Raw genomic sequence first — 20566 nt, forward strand, 5'->3', positions numbered from 1 at the left:
TTATCGTCGTTCGCTGCTGGCACCTATCATTAAGGCACCGTAGAGAGGATGTTGAGCGCCTGATGTGCATCGCGCACACGGCGCTCGTGATGGAAAGGGAACGACATTCACGCACTGAACGCGTTGGATGGTCGATTTCGGGTTGGGAGGTTCCGTGCCACCGCTACGCGCAATCAATCTGCTCCAGTCGAAGGAAGGTGCCCGTCTCCATGGTCCGGAACTCGACCGCTGGCGCCGCTGGGGGCCTTATCTAAGCGACCGGCAATGGGGCACCGTTCGCGAAGACTACAGCGAATACGGCACCGCATGGGACTACTTTCCGCACGACCATGCGCGCAGCCGCATGTACCGCTGGGGTGAGGACGGCATTGCCGGATTCGGCAACGACCCGCTCGACTGGTGCGTATCGCTCGCCCTCTGGAACGGGCACGATCCGATCATCAAGGACCGGCTCTTCGGGCTGACGAACGCGCAAGGCAATCACGGCGAGGACGTGAAGGAGCTTTACTTCTATCTCGACGGCACGCCGACGCATTCGTACATGAAGATGCTGTACAAGTATCCTCACGACGCGTACCCGTACCAGGATCTGATCGATGAAAATCTGCGGCGCGGCGCCGATCAGCCCGAATATGAAATTCTCGATACGGGCGTGTTCGACGATAACCGCTACTTCGACGTCTGCGTCGAGTATGCGAAGCACACGCCCGACGATATCGTAATGCGCGTTAGCGTCGAAAACCGCGCGGATCAGCGCGCGGCGCTTCATCTGTTGCCGCAATTCTGGGCGCGCAACCGATGGGCGTGGTCGGGCAAGCCCGGCAAGCCGTCGCTCACGCTGGAGCCGAATACTGAGGAAGGCGCGCGCGTCGTCGCGCACAATCCCGCGCTCGGAACGATGATCGTGACGGCGTCGGCGCAACAGCCGATCGAGTGGCTCTTCTGTGAAAACGAAACGAATGTGCGCCGCATTTTCGGCTTCGAAGGAGCGGGACCGTTCAAGGACGGCTTCAATGACTACCTCGTTGACGGCGACGAGCAGGCAATCCGGCGCGACAAGGGCACCCGCGCCGCCGCGCATGTGTATCTACAGTTCGCGCCTCATGAGCGCTCGGTGCTGTATCTGCGCTGGCGTCCAGAATCGTCCCCGGCTGCGGCTTCGAATACCGTGCCGCTCGAGATCAACGAGCTCTTTGCGCGCCGGCAAGCGGAGGCCGACGAATTCTATGCGGCGCTTCAGCACGACATCCCCGACGCCGATGCTCGGCTCGTGCAGCGTCAGGCGCTCGCCGGCATGCTGTGGTCGAAGCAGTACTACCAGTTCGACGTGACGCGCTGGCATGACGGCGACCCCGGCCAACCGAATCCACCGAGAGCACGGAGGCGCGGCCGCAACGCGGACTGGCGGCACATGTGCAATGGCGACGTCGTGTCGATGCCCGACAAGTGGGAGTATCCATGGTACGCGTCGTGGGACCTCGCGTTTCATGCGGTCGCGTTCGCCATGATCGATCCCGACTTCGCGAAGAAGCAATTGCTGCTGCTCGTGAAGGAGCGTTATATGCATCCGAACGGGCAATTGCCCGCCTACGAGTGGGCGTTCGGCGATGCGAATCCGCCCGTTCATGCGTGGGCAACATGGCGTGTGTATGAACTCGACCGCGAGGTGACGGGCATTGGCGATCATGAGTTTCTTGAAGTCATGTTCCACAAGCTGCTGCTCAATTTCTCGTGGTGGGTCAACCGCAAGGACGCCGATGACCGCAACATCTTTCAGGGCGGCTTTCTTGGGCTCGACAATGTCGGCATCTTCGACCGGTCTTCGCCGCTGCCGACTGGCGGCCGCATAGATCAGGCCGATGGCACTGCGTGGATGGCCTCATACGCGCTCGACCTGATGCAGATCGGCCTCGAACTGGCGATGACGAACAGCGCGTACGTCGAAATCGCGGTGAAGTTCTTCGAGCACTTTCTGTATATCGCGGAAGCGGTCAGTTGCAGCGAAGGCTGCAGAACAGGGTTATGGGACGGACAAGACGAATTCTTCTACGACGTACTGCACCTTCCGGACGGTACCCGTGTGCCAATGCGCATTCGTTCAATCGTCGGACTGATTCCTCTGTTCGCCGTTCACGTGCTCGAGGATCGGGTGTACGGTCATCTGCCGGGATTGCGCGAACGGCTGGCGTGGTTTCTCGATCATCGGCCCAATCTGGCAAAGCTGGTCTCGCGCTGGACCGAACCCGGCACGGGCAACACGACGCTGCTGTCGCTGTTGCGCGGACAGCGGATGACAGCGCTGTTGCGCCGCGCGCTCGATGAAAACGAATTTCTCTCCGAGCACGGCGTGCGGGCGCTTTCCCGTGTGCATCGGGATGCACCGTACGTCTTCGACCATGATGGCGTGAGCCTCCGCGTTCAATACCAGCCAGCCGAATCGGACTCGCGTGTTTTTGGCGGCAATTCGAACTGGCGCGGGCCGATCTGGATACCAGTCAACTATCTGCTGATCGAATCGCTGTATGAGTTCTATCGCTACTACGGTGATGAGTTTCGCATCGAATATCCGACGGGATCGGGCAACCGCGCTTCGCTGAGCGGGATCGCCGACGACCTTGCACGGCGAGTCACCACGCTCTTTCTCAAAGACGCACAAGGCGTGCGGCCCGTGATGGCCGCTTATCCGATGCTGCAAGCCGACCCGCGTTCGCAGGATCTCGTCCTGTTCCATGAGTACTTTCACGGCGACACTGGACGCGGGGTCGGCGCTTCGCATCAGACCGGCTGGAGCGGGCTCGTCGCGCTGCTGCTCCAGCCGCGCATGATGAAGCTGTCCCATGTAGCGCCTGATGTTGCGCCCGATGTAGCGCCTGATGTTGCGTCGGTGGCCGAAGACACCGCATCAGCCATGGCTCGGTAGCGATGTGTTAGCGTTCCACCGCGAAACAGGCTGCCTGGCGACGTCGACTATTTCACGAAGGTTCAGGACTACGACGAACAGGACTGGTCGAACAACATCGCAACGCACCAGGCGATCATGCTCGGCGACGTTGCGATTGTTCCGGTTACTTTCGGCTCGAAAGACAAAATCAGCCTGTTGGTGTTTCTCCGCAAGCAAGGCGTCGGCCATCCCGTGCATCTGCTCACTCTCCGCCGTAGAGCGCGTTCAGGCGATCCATCGTGCCGTCCTGCTGGGCGCGCTGCAATTCCTGTTTGACCTCCGCGCGAGTCTTGCCATGGATGGCACCGCTATCGCTACCGCCCACGGACGTACCGCCGACTGCGTCCGACGTCATAGCTGCGTTGCTGTCGGTGGTCGTTTTGGATGTGTCGGTGTTGTCACCCGCATAGGCGAGCGTGGTGCACAACGTCAATGCGGCAATAGGGATCAAAGTCAGAGCTTTCATCATATTCTCCAGCATGGTGCATGACATGCCCGACGCCAATCGAATCACACAGTTTGCGCCGGGATTTCGTGCCGCTTCGAAAAGCATCAAGGGTTCTCGCAAAGACTCGGCACGCTCTTGTAATACCCGGGCAGAATTTCCTTTATTCCCGAGTGATCTCCCTTTTTTGTATCGCGACTTGCCCCGTTCTTTCCCCACTCTTTTGTAGGATATTTACCCATCGGCGCTGTCAAAAGCTTGCGCGACAATCGTCTACAACACACTAGCCGGTCGGTACGTCAAGATCATGCCTCGCCTTTTCAATTCGAAGATTGGCGGCATTCTCAGATTGCTTGCAATCCCGATGGCAATGCTCGCACCGCCGGTCTCGCAAACCCTTTCGGCTGATCAACGTGTCGATCTGACCGCGGGCGCTTTCTGTTCCGCGCGAAACGGTCCCGACTCTCAATTACCCAACGATGTACCTGTCCAGCCGATCCGGCCCCTTCCGGCTGATGGCACGCATAAGGAAGGTGCTATACGGGCCCGCTATCCGACGGATAGAATCCTGAAAAATTTTTGACTACCCATGAAGCTCGGCGTCCACAAACACTCCGTCGCGTGGCTTGGCCTTATCGCCATGTGGCTTGTCGTTTTCGCGCCGCTCGTGAGCCAGTTGCTCGTTGCCTCCCGCGCCGATGAGCCGGTCAGTGCCATCTGTTCGGCAGTCGACAGTGACGCTCCCGCCGCACACCATGCGTCCCCGGACAAGACCGCAGCGTGTGGATACTGCGACTTCCTCGCTCATCATGTAGCCGCTCCGAGTGTCCCTCCGGCCGGCCTCGTTGCAACGCTTTCACTAGCGGATGCGCAAGTATCGGCGCCGCCCCCGTTTGTCCCTCACTCGGCCGCGTTTCCATCCGGCCGGCCTCGCGATCCTCCCGTCCTTTCCTAGTCGTTGTTTCTGTCAGTCGCAGCGTCAGCCTGCTTCGTAATCAGGCCGTCGCGGCAGTCTGTCGTCTCAGGAAAACACGCACGTCCTTCCTCCCGAGGGGGGGGTCGACGAGCGCCCGCATCGAGCGGAGAGGAAACCATGTCTACCAACCCGAACGCGCTATTGCGCTGCACGCTGCCTTTCGTCATGGCCGCGATCTTTCCCGCTGCGGCTCACGCATGCGCCACTTGCGGCTGCTCCTTGAGCACCGATGCAGCGATGGGCTATTCCGCCGCCCCTGGCTGGCGAATCAACATCGAATACAACTTCATCAACCAGAACCAGTTGCGCAGCGGCACCGGTTCAGTGTCGAACACACAACCCGCCAGCATCAATGACGCCGGTGGCAGCCAGGAGGTGGAGCGCCAGACGATCAATCGATACATCAATCTCGGCATCAGCTATAGCCCAAGCGCGAGCTGGAACTTCAGTGCGCTCATTCCTTATATTTACCGTAGCCACACGACATATGGCAACGCGACGACGGACCAGCTCACTCCCGACAACGTGAGCGGCGCAACCAGCAAAGGCCTGGGAGACATCAAGCTGATCGCCAGCTATCAGGGTTTTCTACCTACGCACAATCTTGGATTGCAGCTTGGCGTCAAGTTACCCACGGGGCGGTATGGCGGTCAGAACGTCAACACCGGCGCAACCGTTGGGCACAACCCAGTGTTCTTCTCGAACGGCCCCAATGCGGCCGCAGGCCAGGCGCTCGACACCAGCTTGCAGCCGGGCACCGGCAGTACTGACCTGATTGTAGGGGCCTACTATTACCAGGCGATCAGCCAGAACTTCGACGCGTTCATTAACGGGCAATTCCAGTCCGCAATCGTGGAGAATCTCGATCACCCAGGCGCGACATACCGCCCCGGGAATCTGGCCAGTTTGAGCCTCGGCCTGCGCTACGAGGCGAATCCGAAGTGGGTTCCGCAGTTGCAGATCAACGTTACCCGCAAGAGCCATGACCAGGGCACGCTTGCGGATACTGCGAACACAGCGGGAACCGTCGTCTATCTCAGCCCCGGCATCACCGTCAACGTATGGAAAAACCTGGAGGTGTATGGCTTCGTGCAGCGCGCTATATACAGCAAACTCGACGGTTATCAGTTGTTTCCACGCTGGAGCGGCAACGTGGGGATGAGCTATGCGTTCTGACGAATCGCGAGCGCCACTGGCGCATGACGACCCCGCCTCCTCGATATCGACTGCGCGGCGCGCGTGGTTGCGTGCCGTGCTGGCAGTGTCCCTGGGTGCAGGCGGGTTGGGCCGGCCCTTGGTGGCCCGCGCGGCCACGCTGGCCGTTGGTCAACCTGCTCCGCCTCTAGTCCTTCATACACTGGATGGCCGGAGCATAAGCAGCGCTGATCTGCTCGGCAAAGTGGTTATTCTGACGTTCTGGGCCACCTGGTGCGAGCCGTGCCGTGACGAACTGCCTCTGCTGTCGGCCTATGCCGTGCGCAACGCAAATAGCGGGCTGCAAGTACTCGGGTTCAGTCTGGATGGAGCAGACGATCTGTCAACCGTTCGCGAGGTTGCCGCCGGCCTTAGTTTTCCGGTGGGCCTGCTGGGCAGCGCCTGGGCAGGTGACTACGGGCGCATGTGGCGCATTCCGGTGAGCTTCACGATCGGACGAACGGGTCTCCTCGCGGACAACGGGTGGGACGACAAATCTCCCGTTTGGACATCCGATCGCTTGCAACGCGTTGTCACGCCACTTCTGAGGCAATAGAGGCGTAAATGACGGGTGCGAATTGTGGTGACCGTCTGCTTACGAGCCCACCGGATTTGACCGTTTCGCGCTTCTAAACAGCCAGGACCGACACTGCCTTCGTCACCAGATAACCTTCCATCGCCTCCGGACCGCCTTCCGACCCATAGCCCGAATCCTTCACGCCGCCAAACGGCATTTCCGGCCAGGGCGTGGCAGGCTGGTTGATCCACAGCATGCCGACTTCCATCTGTTGCGACAGCAGATGGACGTTGCGGAACGACTTCGTGAACGCATAACCCGCGAGACCAAACGGCAGACGGTTCGCCTCGGCGATCGCTTCTTCGAGCGTGTCGAAACCGCGGATCGCGGCGATCGGGCCGAACGGCTCGTTGTTGAACACGTCCGATTCGAGCGACACGTTGGTCAGCACGGTCGGCGCGAAGAAGTTGCCTTCCGAGCCCACGCGTTCGCCGCCCGTCTCGACCTTCGCGCCGGTCTTGCGCGCGTCGTCGAGCACCTTGCTCATCGCGGTGAGACGGCGCGCATTGGCGAGCGGTCCGATGGTCGTGCCTTCCGCCAGACCGTCGCCGAGCTTGAGACCTTCAGCATGCTTGACGAGCGCCGCGGCGAATTCTTCGCGGATGCTGTTGTGCACCAGAAAGCGCGTCGGCGAGATGCAGACCTGGCCGGCATTGCGGAACTTCGCGGCACCCGCGGCCTTGATGGCCAGCGCCACGTCGGCGTCTTCGGCCACGATGACAGGCGCATGACCGCCCAGCTCCATCGTCGCGCGCTTCATGTGCGTGCCGGCCAGCGCGGCCAGTTGCTTGCCGACCGGCGTCGAGCCGGTGAACGTGACCTTGCGGATCACCGGATGCGGAATCAGGTAGCTGGAAATCTCCGCCGGATCGCCGAACACGAGGCCGACCGTACCGGCCGGCACGCCGGCTTCGACGAACGCCTGCAGCAGCGCCGCCGGCGACGCCGGGGTTTCTTCCGGCGCCTTGACGAGGAACGAGCAGCCGCACGCGAGCGCCGCGCTCAGCTTGCGCACGACCTGATTGACCGGGAAATTCCACGGCGTGAAGGCCGCCACCGGGCCGATCGGCTCCTTGAGCACGGTTTGCTGCACCGCCAGATTGCGCGGCGGCACGACCCGGCCGTAGACGCGGCGGCCTTCGTCGGCGAACCATTCGATGATGTCCGCCGCGGACAGCACTTCGACGCGCGCCTCGGCGAACGGCTTGCCCTGTTCCTGCGTCATCAGGCGGGCGATGTCCGAAGCACGTTCACGCACCAGGGCCGCGGCCTTGCGCACGGTGGTGGCACGTTCGTTGGCCGGAATCTTGCGCCAGGCTTCGAAGCCGCGCTGCGCGGCGACCAGCGCGCGATCCAGATCGGCGATACCGGCGTGAGCCACCTTGCCGATAGCTTTGCCGGTGGCGGGATTGACGACGTCGAGGGTTTTGCCGCTGGCGGCGTCGCACCACTCGCCGTTGATCAGAAGACGGGTATCTGTATAGCCTGATGTGACCACGTTATGTTCCTGTTAGTTGATGATCACGCGTCGCGCAACGCCAATTCGACATGCCTCAGGCGCCGCACGATACGTTCGACGAACTCCAGCGTCACGTGAGGTAACGCACGCTGATTGGGTGTGATGACGCCGACGGTGAGTGCGTTCACGTTCACGTCGTCGAGCGGTCTCCATACCACGTCACCGCGCGCCAGTTCGTCGAGGAAAGCTAGTTTTGAAAAAAATGAAATACCCCGCCCTGACGCAATCAGCCGCTTGAGCAGCGTCGTCGAGTTGCAGGTGACGCTCGGCTGCAACGACTCCCAGTACTCGGGAAAGTCGGTCGTGACGACGCCCTGGATCGGCGATCGTCCTTCAAGCCGCAGAAACGCGTGATTACGGCATTCGTCGAAGCTGATGCGCTCCGTCTTCGCCAGCGGATGCGACGACGCCATCACCACACCCGGCGGCAACGATACCTCGGTCACGACATCGAGGCCGGCGGGCAGCTTCGTAATGTACGTAATGCCGACGTCATACTCGCCACTCACGAGTCGCGTCGGTACGTCGTGCGGCGGCACCGCGGCGATCGAATAAGTGACAGCCGGATAGGCGTCCGAAAACTCCTCGACGGTCGCCGGCAGAAAATCGACGAACAGCGAATCCATTGCCACGACCGAGACGTGCCCCTTGCGTTCGCCCTTCAGATCGTCAAGTTCGCTGCGCATCAAGTGGAAGTCGTTCAGCGTCGCGCGAATGTGTTGCAGCATGCGCTCGCCGGCCGCGTTCAGCCGGATGCCGTTCGGCAGCCGGTCGAACAGTTCGGTCCCCATCTCGGCTTCGAGCTTCAGGATCTGCCGGTTGACCGCGCTCGACGCGACATAGAGGTTCTGCGCGGCCTTGCGGATCGAACTGCACCGAGCCACTTCGACAAAATACTTCAGGACATTCGCATGCATCGTGTTTTCTCAGTTCATCGGCCGCACCGTCCAGGCGGCGACCACGGGATGATCGCAGGCTACCTTGCCCACGTCACATGCGCCACCCGGGGAACCGAGCGCACTCGCTTCCGGCCCGAAGAAATCCCGGTTCACGGCGGCGAAGATGGCCTCCGATTGCGGGAGTTCTTCATCGTGAAAGATCGCTTCGGTCGGGCACACCGATACACACACCCCACAGTTGATGCACTCCTCAGGGTGGATGTAGAGCGTGCGCCCACCTTCGTAGATACAGTCGACCGGACAGCATTGCACGCACGCCCCGTCTTTGACGTCGATGCACGGCGAAGTGATGACGTAGGCCATCAGCGTCCACTCCAGACCGGTTTGCGCTTCTCCTGGAACGCGCGCACGCCTTCATTCGCGTCCTCGGATTGCAACGCGGCCACCAAGGCGGGCAGTCGCAGTGCCTGGGCGTCCGCAGGCGAGAGTGTGGAGGTGCGTTTGACCACCTGCTTGATCGCCTGCAGCGACAGCGGGGCGCACGCGAGCAGCGCCTGAACCCAGCGCTCGACGGCGGCGTCCAGTTCGGCACGCGGCACGACTTCGTTGACGAGGCCCATCTCGAGTCCCTCGCGTGCCGAAACGCGTCGACCGGTCATCAGCATCGCCATCGCCTGGCGGTACGGGATCTGGCGTTGCAGCAGGGTCATGCCGCCGTCAAGCGGCATGCGCCCGACGAGCGCCTCGGGCAGCCCGAAGCTCGCCTCGTCACACGCGACCACCAGATCGCAACCCAGCACCATTTCGAAGCCGCCACCCAGCGCATAACCGTTGACCCGCGCGATAACCGGCACGTTGAGCGTCTCGCGAAGCGCAATGCCACCAAAGCCGCCTGGCCGTGGCGCCGCCCAGTACTCAAGGCCGCTCACCGACGGATTCTTCAGGTCCGCGCCGACGCAGAACGCGCGCTCGCCTTCGCCCGTCAGAACCACGACCCGCACATCGCGGTTCCGTTCGAGCTCGTTCCACACGCGTTGCAGTTCGGCTTCGGTGGCGAGGTCCACGGCGTTGAGCGCTTCCGGCCGCGCCAGCGTCACCGTGGCAACGTGCTGGTCGATGACAAGACGTACGCTCATACAGCCTCCGTGGCGACCTTGCCGCGCAATTGTTGCAAGACCTCTTCGGTATGCTGGCCGAGGCGCGGCGGCCCACGCCGCAAGCCAACCGGCGCGAGCGAAAGCTCGATCGGGCTGCCGATGAAGCGCACCGGCTGGCCTTCGCCCTCGCCCTCCAGAATCAGCTGGTTATGCAGCGTCTGAGGATCGACCAGCGCTTCACGCAGATCGCGCACCGGTGCACACAGCAGGTCCTGATCTTCGAGGCGTGCGAGCCAGAAGTCGCGCGTGTTGCTTGCAAAGCGCTCCCGGAAAATCCGCTGCAATTCGGTCTTGTGAACGAACTGCTGGTTGAGATTGCAAAAGCGCGCGTCGAGCGACAGGTCGTCGATATCCAGCGCGGCGCAGATGTCGCGCAGCGGATTCGCCTTGAACGCACCGACGAGCACCAGTGCGCCATCCTGGGTATCGAAGACACCCGAGAGCGGCATCGCGGCCCAGTTCACTTCCGAGTCGGCCATCATGATCATGGCGGCTTCCTGCATCTGCATCGCGAGCATCGAGTTGTACAGCGACACGTTGACCTTCTGCCCCTCGCCCGTGCGCTCACGATGCAGCAACGCGAGCAGGATGCCCTGCACCATGTGCATGCCGGCCGAATAGTCGGCGAGCGCAGTCGGGTACACGGAAATCGGCAACGACTCATCAGCGCGGCGCGCCATCACACCGCTCATCGCCTGGGCGAGCACGTCCTGGCCACCCTTGTGCGCATACGGTCCGGTTTCGCCGAAGCCCGTGCCCACCGCGTAGATGATCCGCGGATTCAATCGGCGGCAGTCTTCGTAGCCGACGCCCATACGGTCCATCACGCCCGCGCGGAAATTGCTGACGACCACGTCCGCGTCCGCGATCAGCGCCTTCAGATCAGCCAGTTGCTGCGCGTCGCGCAGGTCGAGCGCCACGCTGCGCTTGTTGCGATTCAGACTGCAGAAGATCGGATTGTCCGCACCGGCCACCGGCTCGAACGTCGAACGGCTCAAGTCGCCCGCGCCCTTTCTCTCGACCTTGATCACGTCGGCGCCGTAATCGGCGAGCATCTGCGTGCAGACCGGACCCATCATGACCTGCGTGAGATCGACTACGCGCACGCCGGCAAGCGGCAGGTCAGTTGTCTTCGCGACGTTGTCGGCGACGCTCATGCGGCCTCCCGCTTCTCGATGTGTGCGGCAAGCGATGGGACGTCGGCGTTGCGGCCGGTCTGGTCGCCCGGATCGGCGCCTTGTGTGCGCAAGGTCTTCTGCAGCGAGTGCACGTCCACGTCGCGCACTCGCACGCCCGCGTCGAGCGCGAGCGCGGCAGCCACACCGGCGGCTTCGCCCATCGCCATGCAAGGCGGAATTTCACGCGACATCTTCTGCGCCTGCGAGGTCGCCGAATAGTGCCGGCCGGCAACCAGCAGGTTGTCGATCTGCTTCGGCAGCAACACACGATACGGCATGTAGTAGTCACGGCCACGCGCGATGCTGTCGTCGAAACGGGTACGCTGCGCGAGGTCGTCCTTCGTCATCACATACTCGCCTTCGAGCAGGCGCGTCTGGCGCACGCCGGTTTGCGGCGCGACATCGATCACGTAACACTGCTCGAACCCGGGCAACTTCTCGCGCACGAAATCGACCACCGCGTGAATGTGCTTCCGGCCCTGTACTTCAGCGCGTGTCAGGTCTTCGGGATTGAGGCCGTCAAGACCGGCCATGTGCGGGCAGTTGCACCACACCACGCCGGGCAACGGTGTCTTCAGCCACCAGTAGCCCCACGAGCCACCGAGAATGCGCTTGATCTGGCGATCGAGTGCCGCGAATGCCTCGGGTTCTTCGGCTTCGAAACGTTCGGCCGCTTCCGTATCGACGCCGCCGAGTCGAAATACCGTCGTCGTGATATAGGTGCCGCCGACATGCGGCACGCCCGCCGACGCAGCAACATCCAGGTCACCCGTCGCGTCGATCACCACGTCGGCGAGGATCGCTTCACGACCGCTCTTCGTCTCGCAGATTACGCCCTTCACCTGACCGTCTTCGACCAGCGTGCGCGAGAACCATGAATGCAAACGCAACTTGATGCCGAGCGATTCCACCATCTCCAGCGCGACGCGCTTCATCCCATCCGGATCGAACGCTGCGGCGAAGCACACGGGGTGAGGCGTCTTCTGGCTGTGAAAGTCGAAGGTGCCCCAACGTCCCCACTTGCGATACGCGGCAGGATCCTCGCCCCACTCGTCCGAGCGCGGGAACGCCGCCAGCTTGCGCGCCGCCATCCGTTCGATGAAGGTCATGCAGACGCCGCGCACCGAAATTTCCTGCAGGTGGTTGTCCCACATGTCGTCGAGCACCAGCACCATGCCGCCGGATGCGAGGCCGCCCAGGTGGTTGTAACGCTCCAGCAGAATCACTTCGGCGCCGTTGCGCGCCGCCCCGATCGCTGCCGACAGGCCTGCGGGACCGCCGCCCACCACCACAACATTTGCCTTGGCCGCAACGCGCACGTCGCGCGCATTTTCCTGAATCAAATCGCTGATCATGTTCACTTGTCTCCTCTGAGAATTCGGGTATTTCGTGTTCGGTTCAATGCGTGCTTTCGGGCTGCCATCTGACCACCAGGCGTTCGATAATCGCGATCACCAGGAAGAACATGCCGGACAGCACAGCGCTCATGATGATTGCCGTGTACAGCAGGGCTGAATCGAAGCTGTAGGTCGCCTGGATGATCATGGCGCCGATACCTTGCGTGGCGCCGATCCATTCGCCGACCACCGCGCCAATTACCGACATCGACGCAGCGATGCGCAATGCGGAGAAGAGATAAGGCAGCGAAGCGTAGAGGCGCAGCTTGAAGAAGATTTCGCGCTTGCTTGCCGACAGGATCTGCATCAGTTCCATCGCCTGCGGGTTCACCGCTTGCAGCCCGCGAACCATATTCACGAGCGTCGGGAAGAAACAGACGATCGCCGCGATCGTGATCTTCGGCTCAAGACCGTTACCCATGATGAGAACGAGAATCGGCGCCTTCGCGACCACCGGAATCGAGTTGATCATCACCGCGACCGGATAGAAGATGTCCTGCAGCGTCTTGTTGTGCACGAAAACGGTGGCGATCAGGATCGCCGCCAGGTTGCCGAGCAGAAAACCTCCCACTGCCTCGATCGCGGTCGGCACCAGGTTCTGCAGCAGCACGTCGCTCTTGTTGAACAGCGTCTCCAGAACCAGGAGCGGCGACGGCGCGATAAACGGCTTCACATGAAAGCCCGCCACCACCGCCCACCACGTGAACAGCAAGCCCGCGACGCCGAGTACCGGCAGGAGGCGCGCGCGCCACAGGCGCTGGCGGCGTTGCGCAAGCCATGCTTGCGCTTCAGGGTCCGCCGCTTGAGACGACAGGTTCAATTGCATTTCGGACGTGGTCATCAGCAGGTCTCCAGTACGCGCCGCAGATAGGCAGCGAGTTCGACGAATTCACGGGTCTCGCGGATATCGAGCGTCCGGTCTTCCGGCAGTCCAACCGGGACGATCTCCTTCACACGCCCAGGATTGGCGGCCAGCATCAGCACGCGCTGGCCGAGAAACGCCGCTTCATAAATGCTGTGGGTGACGAAGAGCGTCGTGAGGCCCATCTCTTTCCAGACGCGACGCAATTCTTCGTTCAGACGGTCACGCGTGATTTCATCGAGCGCGCCAAAAGGCTCGTCCATCAGCAGGACTTTCGGGTCGCTGACGAGCGCACGCGCAATCGCGACACGCTGGCGCATCCCGCCGGACATCTCGTGCGGGTAAGCGTCCTCGCGCCCCTTGAGGCCGACGAGTTCGAGCAGTTCACGCGGTGTCGCCCGGCCTGCACGCGCCTTGCCACCCGCGACTTCGAGCGGCAACTGCACGTTCTGGATCGCCGTGCGCCACGGCAGCAACGCCGCGTCCTGAAACACGAAGCCGATGTCCCGACGCTCACGCGCGACACGGGGCGCCGCGCCAAGCACGCTGATTTCGCCACGGCTCGGCTTGATGAGGTCCGCGACGACTCGCAGGAACGTCGACTTCCCGCAGCCTGAGGGACCGAGGAGCGTGAGGAATTCCCCGGCGGCGACGTCAAGGCTCAAGCCTTCGATCGCGGTGACGCTGCGCCGGTCGGTGAAAAAGCGCACATTGATATTGCGGCAACTGATAGACAGATTGGTGTCTTGCAGCGCGCCGGCAGACGAACCGGACCCGTCCGCGCGCGGCGGATTCATAGTGGCAGCATGCATGGATTACACCTTGAGGCGAGAGGAACGGGTAGCGTTAAGAACGTCCATCGTCATCACGTCATCGACCTTGGGCTGACTTCCCCGGAACTGGCCGAGTTGACCGTACATCGTGATCTGCTCCTCCCAGACCTTCGCGTCCATCGTGCCCCAGCCCTGGGTCTGCGTGGCCTGATCGAACGCGTAGCCCATCAGCGAATCGATCGCGACGCGCTCATCGGCGTGGTTCAGATTCGGATATTCCTTGATGAGCAGATCGACGGCCTGGTCGCGATGCGCATTCGCGTAAAGCCAGCCACGCGCGGTTGCGCGCATGAACCGCGTAACGATGTCGGGATGGTCCTTGAGTGTCGCGGTGTTCGCGTAGTACGGCAGCGCGTAGAGGCGCACGCCGGTGTCCCACAGACGCAGGTCGACGCGATCTGCCCCGAGCGCCTTGAGCGCTGTGGTGTTGGTTTGCCAGCCAGTCACCGCGTCGACCTGGCCACTCAGAAGCGGCATCATGTCGGCGCCGATCGGCACGATGTTGACCTGGCTTTCCGGGATCTTGTTCTTCGCGAGCAGCGCCTTGAGCAGCACCATGCCCGTCGACTGGATACCGATACGCTTGCCGATCATGTCGTGCGGCGTGCGCACAGGATTCTTCTTGAGCGAAAAGAAACTGTAAGGATGCTGCTGCAGCCCGACCGCGATACATTTGATCGGCAAACCTTCTGAGACCGCAAGCATGATCGACGGGCTCGACGAAATCTCTCCGGCTTCGGATCGGCCCGAGGCGACAATCGCGACGCCGTCAATGTTCGGGCCACCCGGCTGGATGTGAAAATCGATGCCTTCCTGCTCGTAATAGCCGAGCCGCTTCGCCGTCACCTCACCGACCTGGTTGCCGCCCGGAATCCAGCCCAGTTGCATGTTGACGGTTGCCCTGTCGCCTGCAAAGGCGCGCACGGAAAGCAGCGCGCCCGTTGCAGCCATGCCGCCCGCCGCGAGTGTCATCCGCAGCAAACGCCGACGTCCGGCATTTTCGATTACTGACATCATCTCCTCCGTTGGTCCTTCCTGGATACAAGGGGCCGGTCGTTTAACGCTGAGTGCTGCCGGTCCAAACGATTATTAAGAGCCAAAAGTGTCCCCGCAAGCATCAATTTTGAAGATGAGTGATGCCGGAATTAGCTCACCCATTCTGCGCAAAACATCAGACAAATTGCACGCGAGCGTGCGCGATTCGCGCACCTCTGAGCCTTCGATGCGCTAAAAATTCGATCACTGGTAGTCAAATTCGGTGCTAGCTGTCGTGAATTTTGTTCCGCAAGAATCGCCAGCAATCGCACCAGATTCGCATCGCCGTACAGGTCGATTACCGAAAGGCAGTGGTCGCGACAGACCTTCACGGCGCGGGAACGCCAGGCTGATCTGTCCATTCACCCGAGAAAGTTGAGACGGTTATCGGAGACACAAAGCCTTCTCTGTGCAATGACTTTGCTTCGTGATCCTAAAAACAATTCAGATTCAAGTATTTGCTTTCACTTTCCCAAAACAAGCCATTTAAAGGAAATCATGAATCGACGCATCTTTGTTCTCGCTTCAATGGCCCTGCTCTGCCAGACGGCATCTGCCCAAAGCAGCGTGACCCTGTACGGGCTGATCTCGACCGGCATCGTCTACGCGAACAATCAGAAAGGGGCCGACAAGCAAGGGCACGCGACGTGGCAATTCGCGAGCGGCCCGATGCAGACGCCTCGCTGGGGGATGAAGGGCGTAGAGGATCTGGGTGGAGGTCTGAAGGCCATCTTCACGCTGGAAGGCGGCTACAGCCTGGCGACTGGCGCACTGTCCCAGGGAGGCCGTGAGTTTGGCAGGCAGGCGTTTGTCGGCTTGTCGTCGGATACCCTCGGAACGGTGACGCTCGGCCGTCAATACGACGAGGCGGTAACTCTGTGTGTATTCTCGTCGGCCTGTCAGTTCGCGGCGTACGGCGCGCACATTGGCGACAGTGATAACGTGTTCGACACGTTCCGGATCAATAACGCGGTCCAGTACAAGAGCATCGACTACAAAGGTCTTCAGTTCGAAGGGCTCTACGGTTTCTCGAATAAGGCGGGCGGCTTCTCCGACAACAATGCCTATAGCGCCGCGGTGCAGTATCGCAACGGGCCGCTATCAGCCGGCCTGGCGTTCCTTCAGGTCAATACGCCGAACGACGCCAATAACACGAACGGCGCGGTGGTCAACGACTATGGCTTCACGTCACCGTTCATCACGAATCCGGCGACCAAAGCGGGCGTCAACAAGCAGAGGATGTTTGGAGCGGGCGGCGCTTACGCGTTCGGGCCGGCGAACCTGTCGCTGCTTTATACCAACGCGCGATTCGACTATCTCGACACGTCGCGCCTGACGCTGCAGAATTTTGAGGTTTCGCTGACTGACTACGTGACGCGGCAACTCATTCTTGGCGCCGCGTATATCTTCACCACAGGGCAATACCACCCGCAGAACAACAGTCCAAAATGGCATCAGGTGAATACCGGCGTGGACTACCTGCTCAGCAAGCGCACCGATCTATTTCTGGTAGGCATCTATCAGAAAGCGGCGGGTGATGCGCAGTACGCGCAGATCTATTCGCTCTCACCGTCCACCACCAAGTCGCAAGTGTCGGCGGTGATCGGACTCCGGCATAAGTGGTAAGCCGTGTGATTTGCCGGCACGACGGCGCAGAACGCCGGATCAAAGGATCCGGCGTTCTTCAGTGGGCTGGCCGGCGATGTCGATGGCCAGCAGGAAATCAACGCTCTACCTTCGACATAACCGCCGTCGTCGGGTCATACCGATAACCCTTCTGCGAAAGTCGCTCGGTCATCGTCGCCCCGATCAGCTTTTGCTGCGTGTCCCGGGATACCAACTCACTATCGGGCTTAAGCCGCTCAAGCTCAGACGAGAGTTTCCGGATGAGCGCCACTTCTCCTGTGCTGCGCGAGTCGATGAACAATAGCTTTTCGTTTGCCGAAGCGAGTCGTTCCTTCAGGTCTTTAGCATGCTCCACCCACTGTTCAGCAATCGTGCGAAGCTCGTTAAAGGCCTTCTCATGCGCTTTGGCCTGAGCCGATATCTGCCGTTGTAACTCGACGACTTCTTCCGCCTTCGCAGAGTCGCCCGCCTGAAGGGCAAGTTGATGGTTGCGTCGCGCTTCTTCCGCGCGAGCCTTCTCGACTTCTCCAAGGCGCTGCGCCAATGTCGCCGCATGCTGTTCGGCGGCCTCTGCCCGCTCCTTCGCGGCAGACGCATCCTGCGAAACCTGAGCCAGTTCAGCGATCGCGGCCGCTTTCGCCTCAGTCATGGCGCTGACCTGCTCCCGCGCCGCCTCGAGTTCCCGGGTGACGCCTTGCAGTTCGTCGTGCTGAATCGACGCTGCCCCGCTCCGCTCTGCGTTTATCCGCCGCTCTGTTTCGAGCGCGATCCGCGCTTCCTCGAGTTCCCGAGTGACGCGCTGCAGTTCGTTCAGCTGGACCGACGCTTCCTCGCCCCGCGCCGCGCTTGTCTGGCGCTCGGCAGCGAGCGCAGTGCGCACCTCATTGAGTTCAGCTTCGATCGCGGCAACCCGCGCGAGGCTCTCGCTCACCTGTGCCGTGGCGGCTTCTGCGCGTGATGAAGCCGCACTGGATTCCTGCGACCATCGTTCCGCTTCGGCGAACTTCGCCTGCTCGGCTTCTGCGAGGCGCTGCTGCAACGTCACCGCATGCTGTTCCGCGAACTCTGCCCGCTTCCTCGCGGCAGACGCGTCGTGCGAGACCTGGACCAGTTCAGCGGTCGCGGCCGCGTTCGCTTCGGTCATGGCGCTGACCTGCTCCTGCGCCGCCTCGAGTTCCCGGGTGACGCGTTGCAGTTCGTCGCGCTGACCCGACGCTTCCTCGCTCCGCACTGCGCTCGCCTGACGCTCTGCTGCAAGCGCGGCATGCGCCTCATCCCGTTCAGCCTCCAGCGCGGCGGCCCGCGCGAGGCTCTCGTTCGCCTGCGCCGTAGCGGCTTCTGCACGCGACGAAGCCGCGCCAGATTCCTGCGCCCATCGATCAGCTTCGGACGACTTCGCCTGCTCGACTTCCGCGAGGCGCTGCTGCAACGTCGCCGCTTGCTGCTCCGCGGCCTCTGCCCGCTCCTTCGCGGCAGACGCATCCTGCGAGACCCGAGCCAGTTCGTCCCTCGCGACAGACGCGTCGTGCGAAACCTGAGCCAGCTCAGCGCTCACAGCCGCCTTCGCCTCAGTCATGGCGCTGACCTGCTCCCGCGCCGCCTCCAGTTCCCGTCCGACGCGCTGCAATTCATCAAACTGAATCAACGCTTCCTCGCTCCGCGCCGCGCTCGTCTGGCGCTCTGCTTCGAGCGCAAAGCGCGCCTCATCCCGCTCAGCCTCGAGTCCAGCAACCCGCGCGAGACTCTCGTTCATCTGCGCCGTGGCCGCTTCTGCGCGCGCCGAAGCCTCGCTAGCCTCATCCAACGCTCTATCCGCTTCGGCCGACTTCGCCTGACAGTCGTAGCCGATCGAGGTAACCTCCTGCCGCGCCTCGTCGAGCTCCTGCTTCATTTGTGCGATCTGATCGTGGTGGCTGGAAGCAGCAGCGGCCAACTCCCCACGCGCGTGACGCTCCTGGTCGAGTTCCGCCTTCGTGTGCTCCAGCGCGGCCTCTTCCACCGACACACGTTGTGCCAGTTCTTCCGCGCGAACCTCGCCAGCGTCAGCACGCGCCGTAGCGGCCGCGAGTTCCGCCGCGAGACGCGCGGACGTATCCTCGGCGGTACTCAGCGCGCTCGTCAGCGCACTATGCCGCTCACGCCCGGCTTCGACTTCCGCCGCTGTCTTCTGATACTCGGCAAGCGCCTCATCCCGTTCCGTGCGGGCAGCATCGAGGTGCTGGTTCACGGCACTCAGGTGCTGACTGACCGCCCGGTCAGCTTCGCCTTGGGCGGCCATCCAGAGCCGCTCAGCGGCACTCGTCATGGTTCCGGCGATATGCTCCGGCAACTCGGCCTGAACCTGCACATGGGGCGTGAGGGGCTGTCGCGCTTCGCGCCAGCGTTGCAAAGCTGCCGCAATGGCAACGATCGAACCGCCAGGAATCTCCGGCCAAATGGTCACTGGAGACACCTTCCGGCCTTCTTCGACCATGCGATCTGCGATTCCGGCGACGAGTTCGTCCGTGATTGTGTCTGCGTCCGTAGACATAAGCGCCTCAAAGCTCATTTTGACCTGACGAAAAATTGAGTCCCCAATACGTTACTCCACCCAGCGATATTCCCGACGAAAGGAATGCGGGTTGGCTCATCCCGCGCGATTCGCCGTTCACTGAAAAAACCGGCAACGCGGTGACTGACGTCATCCGCGCGGTACAGCGTGAGATCGATATTATGGGCGATATCAAGGCGGCATCGGACGAACGGACGCGCGGCGTCAAACCGGCCACTATTTAAGGCGAACTGTTCGACGTCTTTTCTATTTCTTATTCGCCGAGATGCAGCGCGGCGTATTCCAGCTTCCGGTTGTCGGTCGCAAGCGCCTGGTCGCGACACTGCCGGTGGCGCCAGCAATGACGATGAGGGCGTTCATTGATGGCGCCTCCCGCACTTACTTGCCCTGGAGCAGAAGACCCAGCGGGGCGAGCGGGCGAGATCGCTTGTCCACGGCAGCGACCTTGACCTCGATGCCATCGCAGTCGAGGTCGGCTACGCTGACGGGGCGACGTTGGGAACGCTCTTGCGTGATCGCTTAGGGCGGGGAGTGCGCGAGCTTCGCGCAGAGCTCCGCTAATGTACAAAGCCGCATTCGAAAAAATCGGCTGAGCGTCAACGATAGCCGATCACACCCCGGCAAGCAACGCCCCCGCGCCAGGGACGATCGGCTCAAGCTTAAGATGATCCAGCATGCGCCGAACGGTGCATACCGCAGTCGAGACGGTGCGGATTCCCAGCATGTCTTCAATGCGCTGAATCGCCGGCAATGAAGGCATCTGGACGCAAGCGGACGCCACCACGACGTCCGCGCCTTCCGTGTTCAGACCGCGAACGTCGTCGACCAGTTGCATCGGGTCGCGCAGACCGACTTCAAGGTTGTCGGGAATCTCGAAGCAGAGGGAATCGATGACCTCAATGCCTTCGTTCTCGATATAAGCGACGACAAGGTCAGTCAAGGGCCGCATGTATGGCGCCATCAGCGAAATCCGGCGGGCGCCCATGATCTTCAGACCGTCTACCAACGCGCCCGCGGAGGTCATGACGGGCGCAAGACAATGATTGGCGCGCGCAACTTCCAGCAGTTCGCGTTCGGTTTGCCGATGATATCCGGGCCCCATCGCCATGATCGCAACCAGGCACGCCGTGCTCATGACATCGACACGCGCGTCGGCGAGTTCCGCCGCGCAGCGCAGACCTTCCTTGTTCATCGCGACCAGTTCTTCCTTCGTGACCTTGTGCATTCTCATCCGGCTCGAATGGAAAGTGAACCGCTCGGGACGGATCGCTTCACGGGCACGCAGCATGGCGGGAATTTCCGTTTCCATGGTCGTATTCGAGCTTGGAACGATCTGTCCGATACGAAAATTTTGAGGCATCTTTCTCTCCAAATAG

Annotated in this window: 18 protein-coding genes and 1 pseudogene; 7 read left to right on the forward strand and 12 right to left on the reverse strand. The window is 61.7% G+C overall.

Annotated features, from left to right (window positions below; all coding sequences use genetic code 11):
* The first annotated feature begins 154 nt into the window (after positions 1–154).
* On the forward strand, positions 155–2920 hold the full coding sequence (locus P3T25_RS19410; RefSeq protein WP_168435910.1) for an MGH1-like glycoside hydrolase domain-containing protein: 2766 nt from the start codon (positions 155–157) through the stop codon (positions 2918–2920).
* A 223-nt stretch (positions 2921–3143) separates the two neighbouring features.
* Here P3T25_RS19410 and P3T25_RS19415 read toward each other — a convergent pair whose 3' ends face one another.
* Positions 3144–3407, reverse strand: coding sequence for a DUF4148 domain-containing protein (locus P3T25_RS19415; protein WP_166618289.1), 264 nt, complete (start codon positions 3405–3407; stop codon positions 3144–3146).
* 568 nt (positions 3408–3975) lie between these two features.
* Here P3T25_RS19415 and P3T25_RS19420 point away from each other — a divergent pair.
* From P3T25_RS19420 to P3T25_RS19430, 3 genes are all read left to right on the forward strand, one after another.
* Positions 3976–4341 carry a DUF2946 domain-containing protein gene (locus P3T25_RS19420; RefSeq protein WP_154565439.1) on the forward strand — a complete coding sequence of 122 codons (366 nt, stop codon included), beginning with the start codon at positions 3976–3978 and terminating at the stop codon, positions 4339–4341.
* A 138-nt stretch (positions 4342–4479) separates the two neighbouring features.
* Complete coding sequence (locus P3T25_RS19425; RefSeq protein WP_154565440.1) at positions 4480–5538, forward strand: transporter; 1059 nt, start codon at positions 4480–4482, stop codon at positions 5536–5538.
* On the forward strand, positions 5528–6112 hold the full coding sequence (locus tag P3T25_RS19430; protein ID WP_429358724.1) for a TlpA disulfide reductase family protein: 585 nt from the start codon (positions 5528–5530) through the stop codon (positions 6110–6112). The genes P3T25_RS19425 and P3T25_RS19430 overlap by 11 nt, the downstream gene beginning before the upstream one ends.
* 73 nt (positions 6113–6185) lie before the next feature.
* On the opposite strand, the gene P3T25_RS19435 is transcribed toward P3T25_RS19430, so the two are convergent.
* Genes P3T25_RS19435 through P3T25_RS19475 form a run of 9 tightly spaced genes read right to left on the reverse strand, consistent with a single transcriptional unit; the run spans position 6186 to position 14992 of the window.
* Positions 6186–7631 carry an NAD-dependent succinate-semialdehyde dehydrogenase gene (locus P3T25_RS19435; protein WP_429358725.1) on the reverse strand — a complete coding sequence of 482 codons (1446 nt, stop codon included), beginning with the start codon at positions 7629–7631 and terminating at the stop codon, positions 6186–6188.
* A 23-nt stretch (positions 7632–7654) separates the two neighbouring features.
* A complete protein-coding gene (locus P3T25_RS19440) occupies positions 7655–8569 on the reverse strand; it encodes a LysR family transcriptional regulator (RefSeq protein WP_154559334.1) in 915 nt (304 codons plus the stop codon).
* A 9-nt stretch (positions 8570–8578) separates the two neighbouring features.
* Positions 8579–8914 carry a ferredoxin gene (gene fdxA, locus P3T25_RS19445; protein ID WP_097395489.1) on the reverse strand — a complete coding sequence of 112 codons (336 nt, stop codon included), beginning with the start codon at positions 8912–8914 and terminating at the stop codon, positions 8579–8581.
* On the reverse strand, positions 8914–9687 hold the full coding sequence (locus P3T25_RS19450; protein ID WP_154559335.1) for an enoyl-CoA hydratase-related protein: 774 nt from the start codon (positions 9685–9687) through the stop codon (positions 8914–8916). The genes fdxA and P3T25_RS19450 overlap by 1 nt, the downstream gene beginning before the upstream one ends.
* Entirely contained in the window at positions 9684–10865 is a 1182-nt protein-coding gene (locus P3T25_RS19455; protein ID WP_154559336.1) for a CaiB/BaiF CoA transferase family protein, read from the reverse strand. The genes P3T25_RS19450 and P3T25_RS19455 overlap by 4 nt, the downstream gene beginning before the upstream one ends.
* Complete coding sequence (locus P3T25_RS19460) at positions 10862–12247, reverse strand: FAD-dependent oxidoreductase (protein WP_168435621.1); 1386 nt, start codon at positions 12245–12247, stop codon at positions 10862–10864. Before P3T25_RS19460 ends, P3T25_RS19455 begins: the two co-directional genes overlap by 4 nt.
* A 37-nt stretch (positions 12248–12284) precedes the next feature.
* Positions 12285–13124: an ABC transporter permease gene (locus P3T25_RS19465; RefSeq protein WP_154559338.1), complete on the reverse strand. Its 840-nt coding sequence runs from the start codon at positions 13122–13124 to the stop codon at positions 12285–12287.
* A complete protein-coding gene (locus P3T25_RS19470) occupies positions 13124–13957 on the reverse strand; it encodes an ABC transporter ATP-binding protein (RefSeq protein WP_154559339.1) in 834 nt (277 codons plus the stop codon). Before P3T25_RS19470 ends, P3T25_RS19465 begins: the two co-directional genes overlap by 1 nt.
* A 3-nt stretch (positions 13958–13960) precedes the next feature.
* On the reverse strand, positions 13961–14992 hold the full coding sequence (locus tag P3T25_RS19475; RefSeq protein WP_154559340.1) for an ABC transporter substrate-binding protein: 1032 nt from the start codon (positions 14990–14992) through the stop codon (positions 13961–13963).
* Positions 14993–15511: 519 nt separating this feature from the next.
* Here P3T25_RS19475 and P3T25_RS19480 point away from each other — a divergent pair.
* Positions 15512–16639 (forward strand): porin, encoded by a 1128-nt coding sequence (locus P3T25_RS19480; RefSeq protein WP_154559341.1) that lies wholly within the window; start codon positions 15512–15514, stop codon positions 16637–16639.
* A gap of 97 nt (positions 16640–16736) precedes the next feature.
* Here the strand turns inward: P3T25_RS19480 and P3T25_RS19485 are convergent, their stop codons facing one another.
* Entirely contained in the window at positions 16737–19169 is a 2433-nt protein-coding gene (locus P3T25_RS19485) for a DNA-binding protein (protein ID WP_154559342.1), read from the reverse strand.
* Positions 19170–19204: 35 nt separating this feature from the next.
* Between P3T25_RS19485 and P3T25_RS19490 the strand changes: the two genes are divergently transcribed.
* Together P3T25_RS19490 and P3T25_RS19495 are read left to right on the forward strand one after the other, a co-directional pair.
* Entirely contained in the window at positions 19205–19414 is a 210-nt protein-coding gene (locus P3T25_RS19490; protein WP_154559343.1) for a hypothetical protein, read from the forward strand.
* A gap of 181 nt (positions 19415–19595) precedes the next feature.
* Positions 19596–19751 (forward strand): annotated as a pseudogene (locus tag P3T25_RS19495) (AraC family transcriptional regulator); the annotation flags it as partial.
* 49 nt (positions 19752–19800) lie between these two features.
* Here P3T25_RS19495 and P3T25_RS19500 read toward each other — a convergent pair.
* Positions 19801–20550 carry a maleate cis-trans isomerase family protein gene (locus P3T25_RS19500; RefSeq protein ID WP_429358726.1) on the reverse strand — a complete coding sequence of 250 codons (750 nt, stop codon included), beginning with the start codon at positions 20548–20550 and terminating at the stop codon, positions 19801–19803.
* Between the last annotated feature and the right edge of the window lie 16 nt (positions 20551–20566).

This window comes from Paraburkholderia sp. GAS32, assembly GCF_050434225.1.
Classification (GTDB): domain Bacteria; phylum Pseudomonadota; class Gammaproteobacteria; order Burkholderiales; family Burkholderiaceae; genus Paraburkholderia; species Paraburkholderia madseniana.

What these genes read in the sequence shown, in the direction of transcription:
- P3T25_RS19415 (WP_166618289.1), bottom strand. Translation starts at nt 3,407, where the DNA reads ATGAAAGCTCTGACTTTGATCCCTATTGCCGCATTGACGTTGTGCACC.
- P3T25_RS19420 (WP_154565439.1), top strand. Translation starts at nt 3,976, where the DNA reads ATGAAGCTCGGCGTCCACAAACACTCCGTCGCGTGGCTTGGCCTTATC.
- P3T25_RS19425 (WP_154565440.1), top strand. Translation starts at nt 4,480, where the DNA reads ATGTCTACCAACCCGAACGCGCTATTGCGCTGCACGCTGCCTTTCGTC.
- P3T25_RS19430 (WP_429358724.1), top strand. Translation starts at nt 5,528, where the DNA reads ATGCGTTCTGACGAATCGCGAGCGCCACTGGCGCATGACGACCCCGCC.
- P3T25_RS19440 (WP_154559334.1), bottom strand. Translation starts at nt 8,569, where the DNA reads ATGCATGCGAATGTCCTGAAGTATTTTGTCGAAGTGGCTCGGTGCAGT.
- fdxA (WP_097395489.1), bottom strand. Translation starts at nt 8,914, where the DNA reads ATGGCCTACGTCATCACTTCGCCGTGCATCGACGTCAAAGACGGGGCG.
- P3T25_RS19450 (WP_154559335.1), bottom strand. Translation starts at nt 9,687, where the DNA reads ATGAGCGTACGTCTTGTCATCGACCAGCACGTTGCCACGGTGACGCTG.
- P3T25_RS19455 (WP_154559336.1), bottom strand. Translation starts at nt 10,865, where the DNA reads ATGAGCGTCGCCGACAACGTCGCGAAGACAACTGACCTGCCGCTTGCC.
- P3T25_RS19465 (WP_154559338.1), bottom strand. Translation starts at nt 13,124, where the DNA reads ATGACCACGTCCGAAATGCAATTGAACCTGTCGTCTCAAGCGGCGGAC.
- P3T25_RS19470 (WP_154559339.1), bottom strand. Translation starts at nt 13,957, where the DNA reads ATGCATGCTGCCACTATGAATCCGCCGCGCGCGGACGGGTCCGGTTCG.
- P3T25_RS19475 (WP_154559340.1), bottom strand. Translation starts at nt 14,992, where the DNA reads ATGTCAGTAATCGAAAATGCCGGACGTCGGCGTTTGCTGCGGATGACA.
- P3T25_RS19480 (WP_154559341.1), top strand. Translation starts at nt 15,512, where the DNA reads ATGAATCGACGCATCTTTGTTCTCGCTTCAATGGCCCTGCTCTGCCAG.
- P3T25_RS19485 (WP_154559342.1), bottom strand. Translation starts at nt 19,169, where the DNA reads ATGTCTACGGACGCAGACACAATCACGGACGAACTCGTCGCCGGAATC.
- P3T25_RS19500 (WP_429358726.1), bottom strand. Translation starts at nt 20,550, where the DNA reads ATGCCTCAAAATTTTCGTATCGGACAGATCGTTCCAAGCTCGAATACG.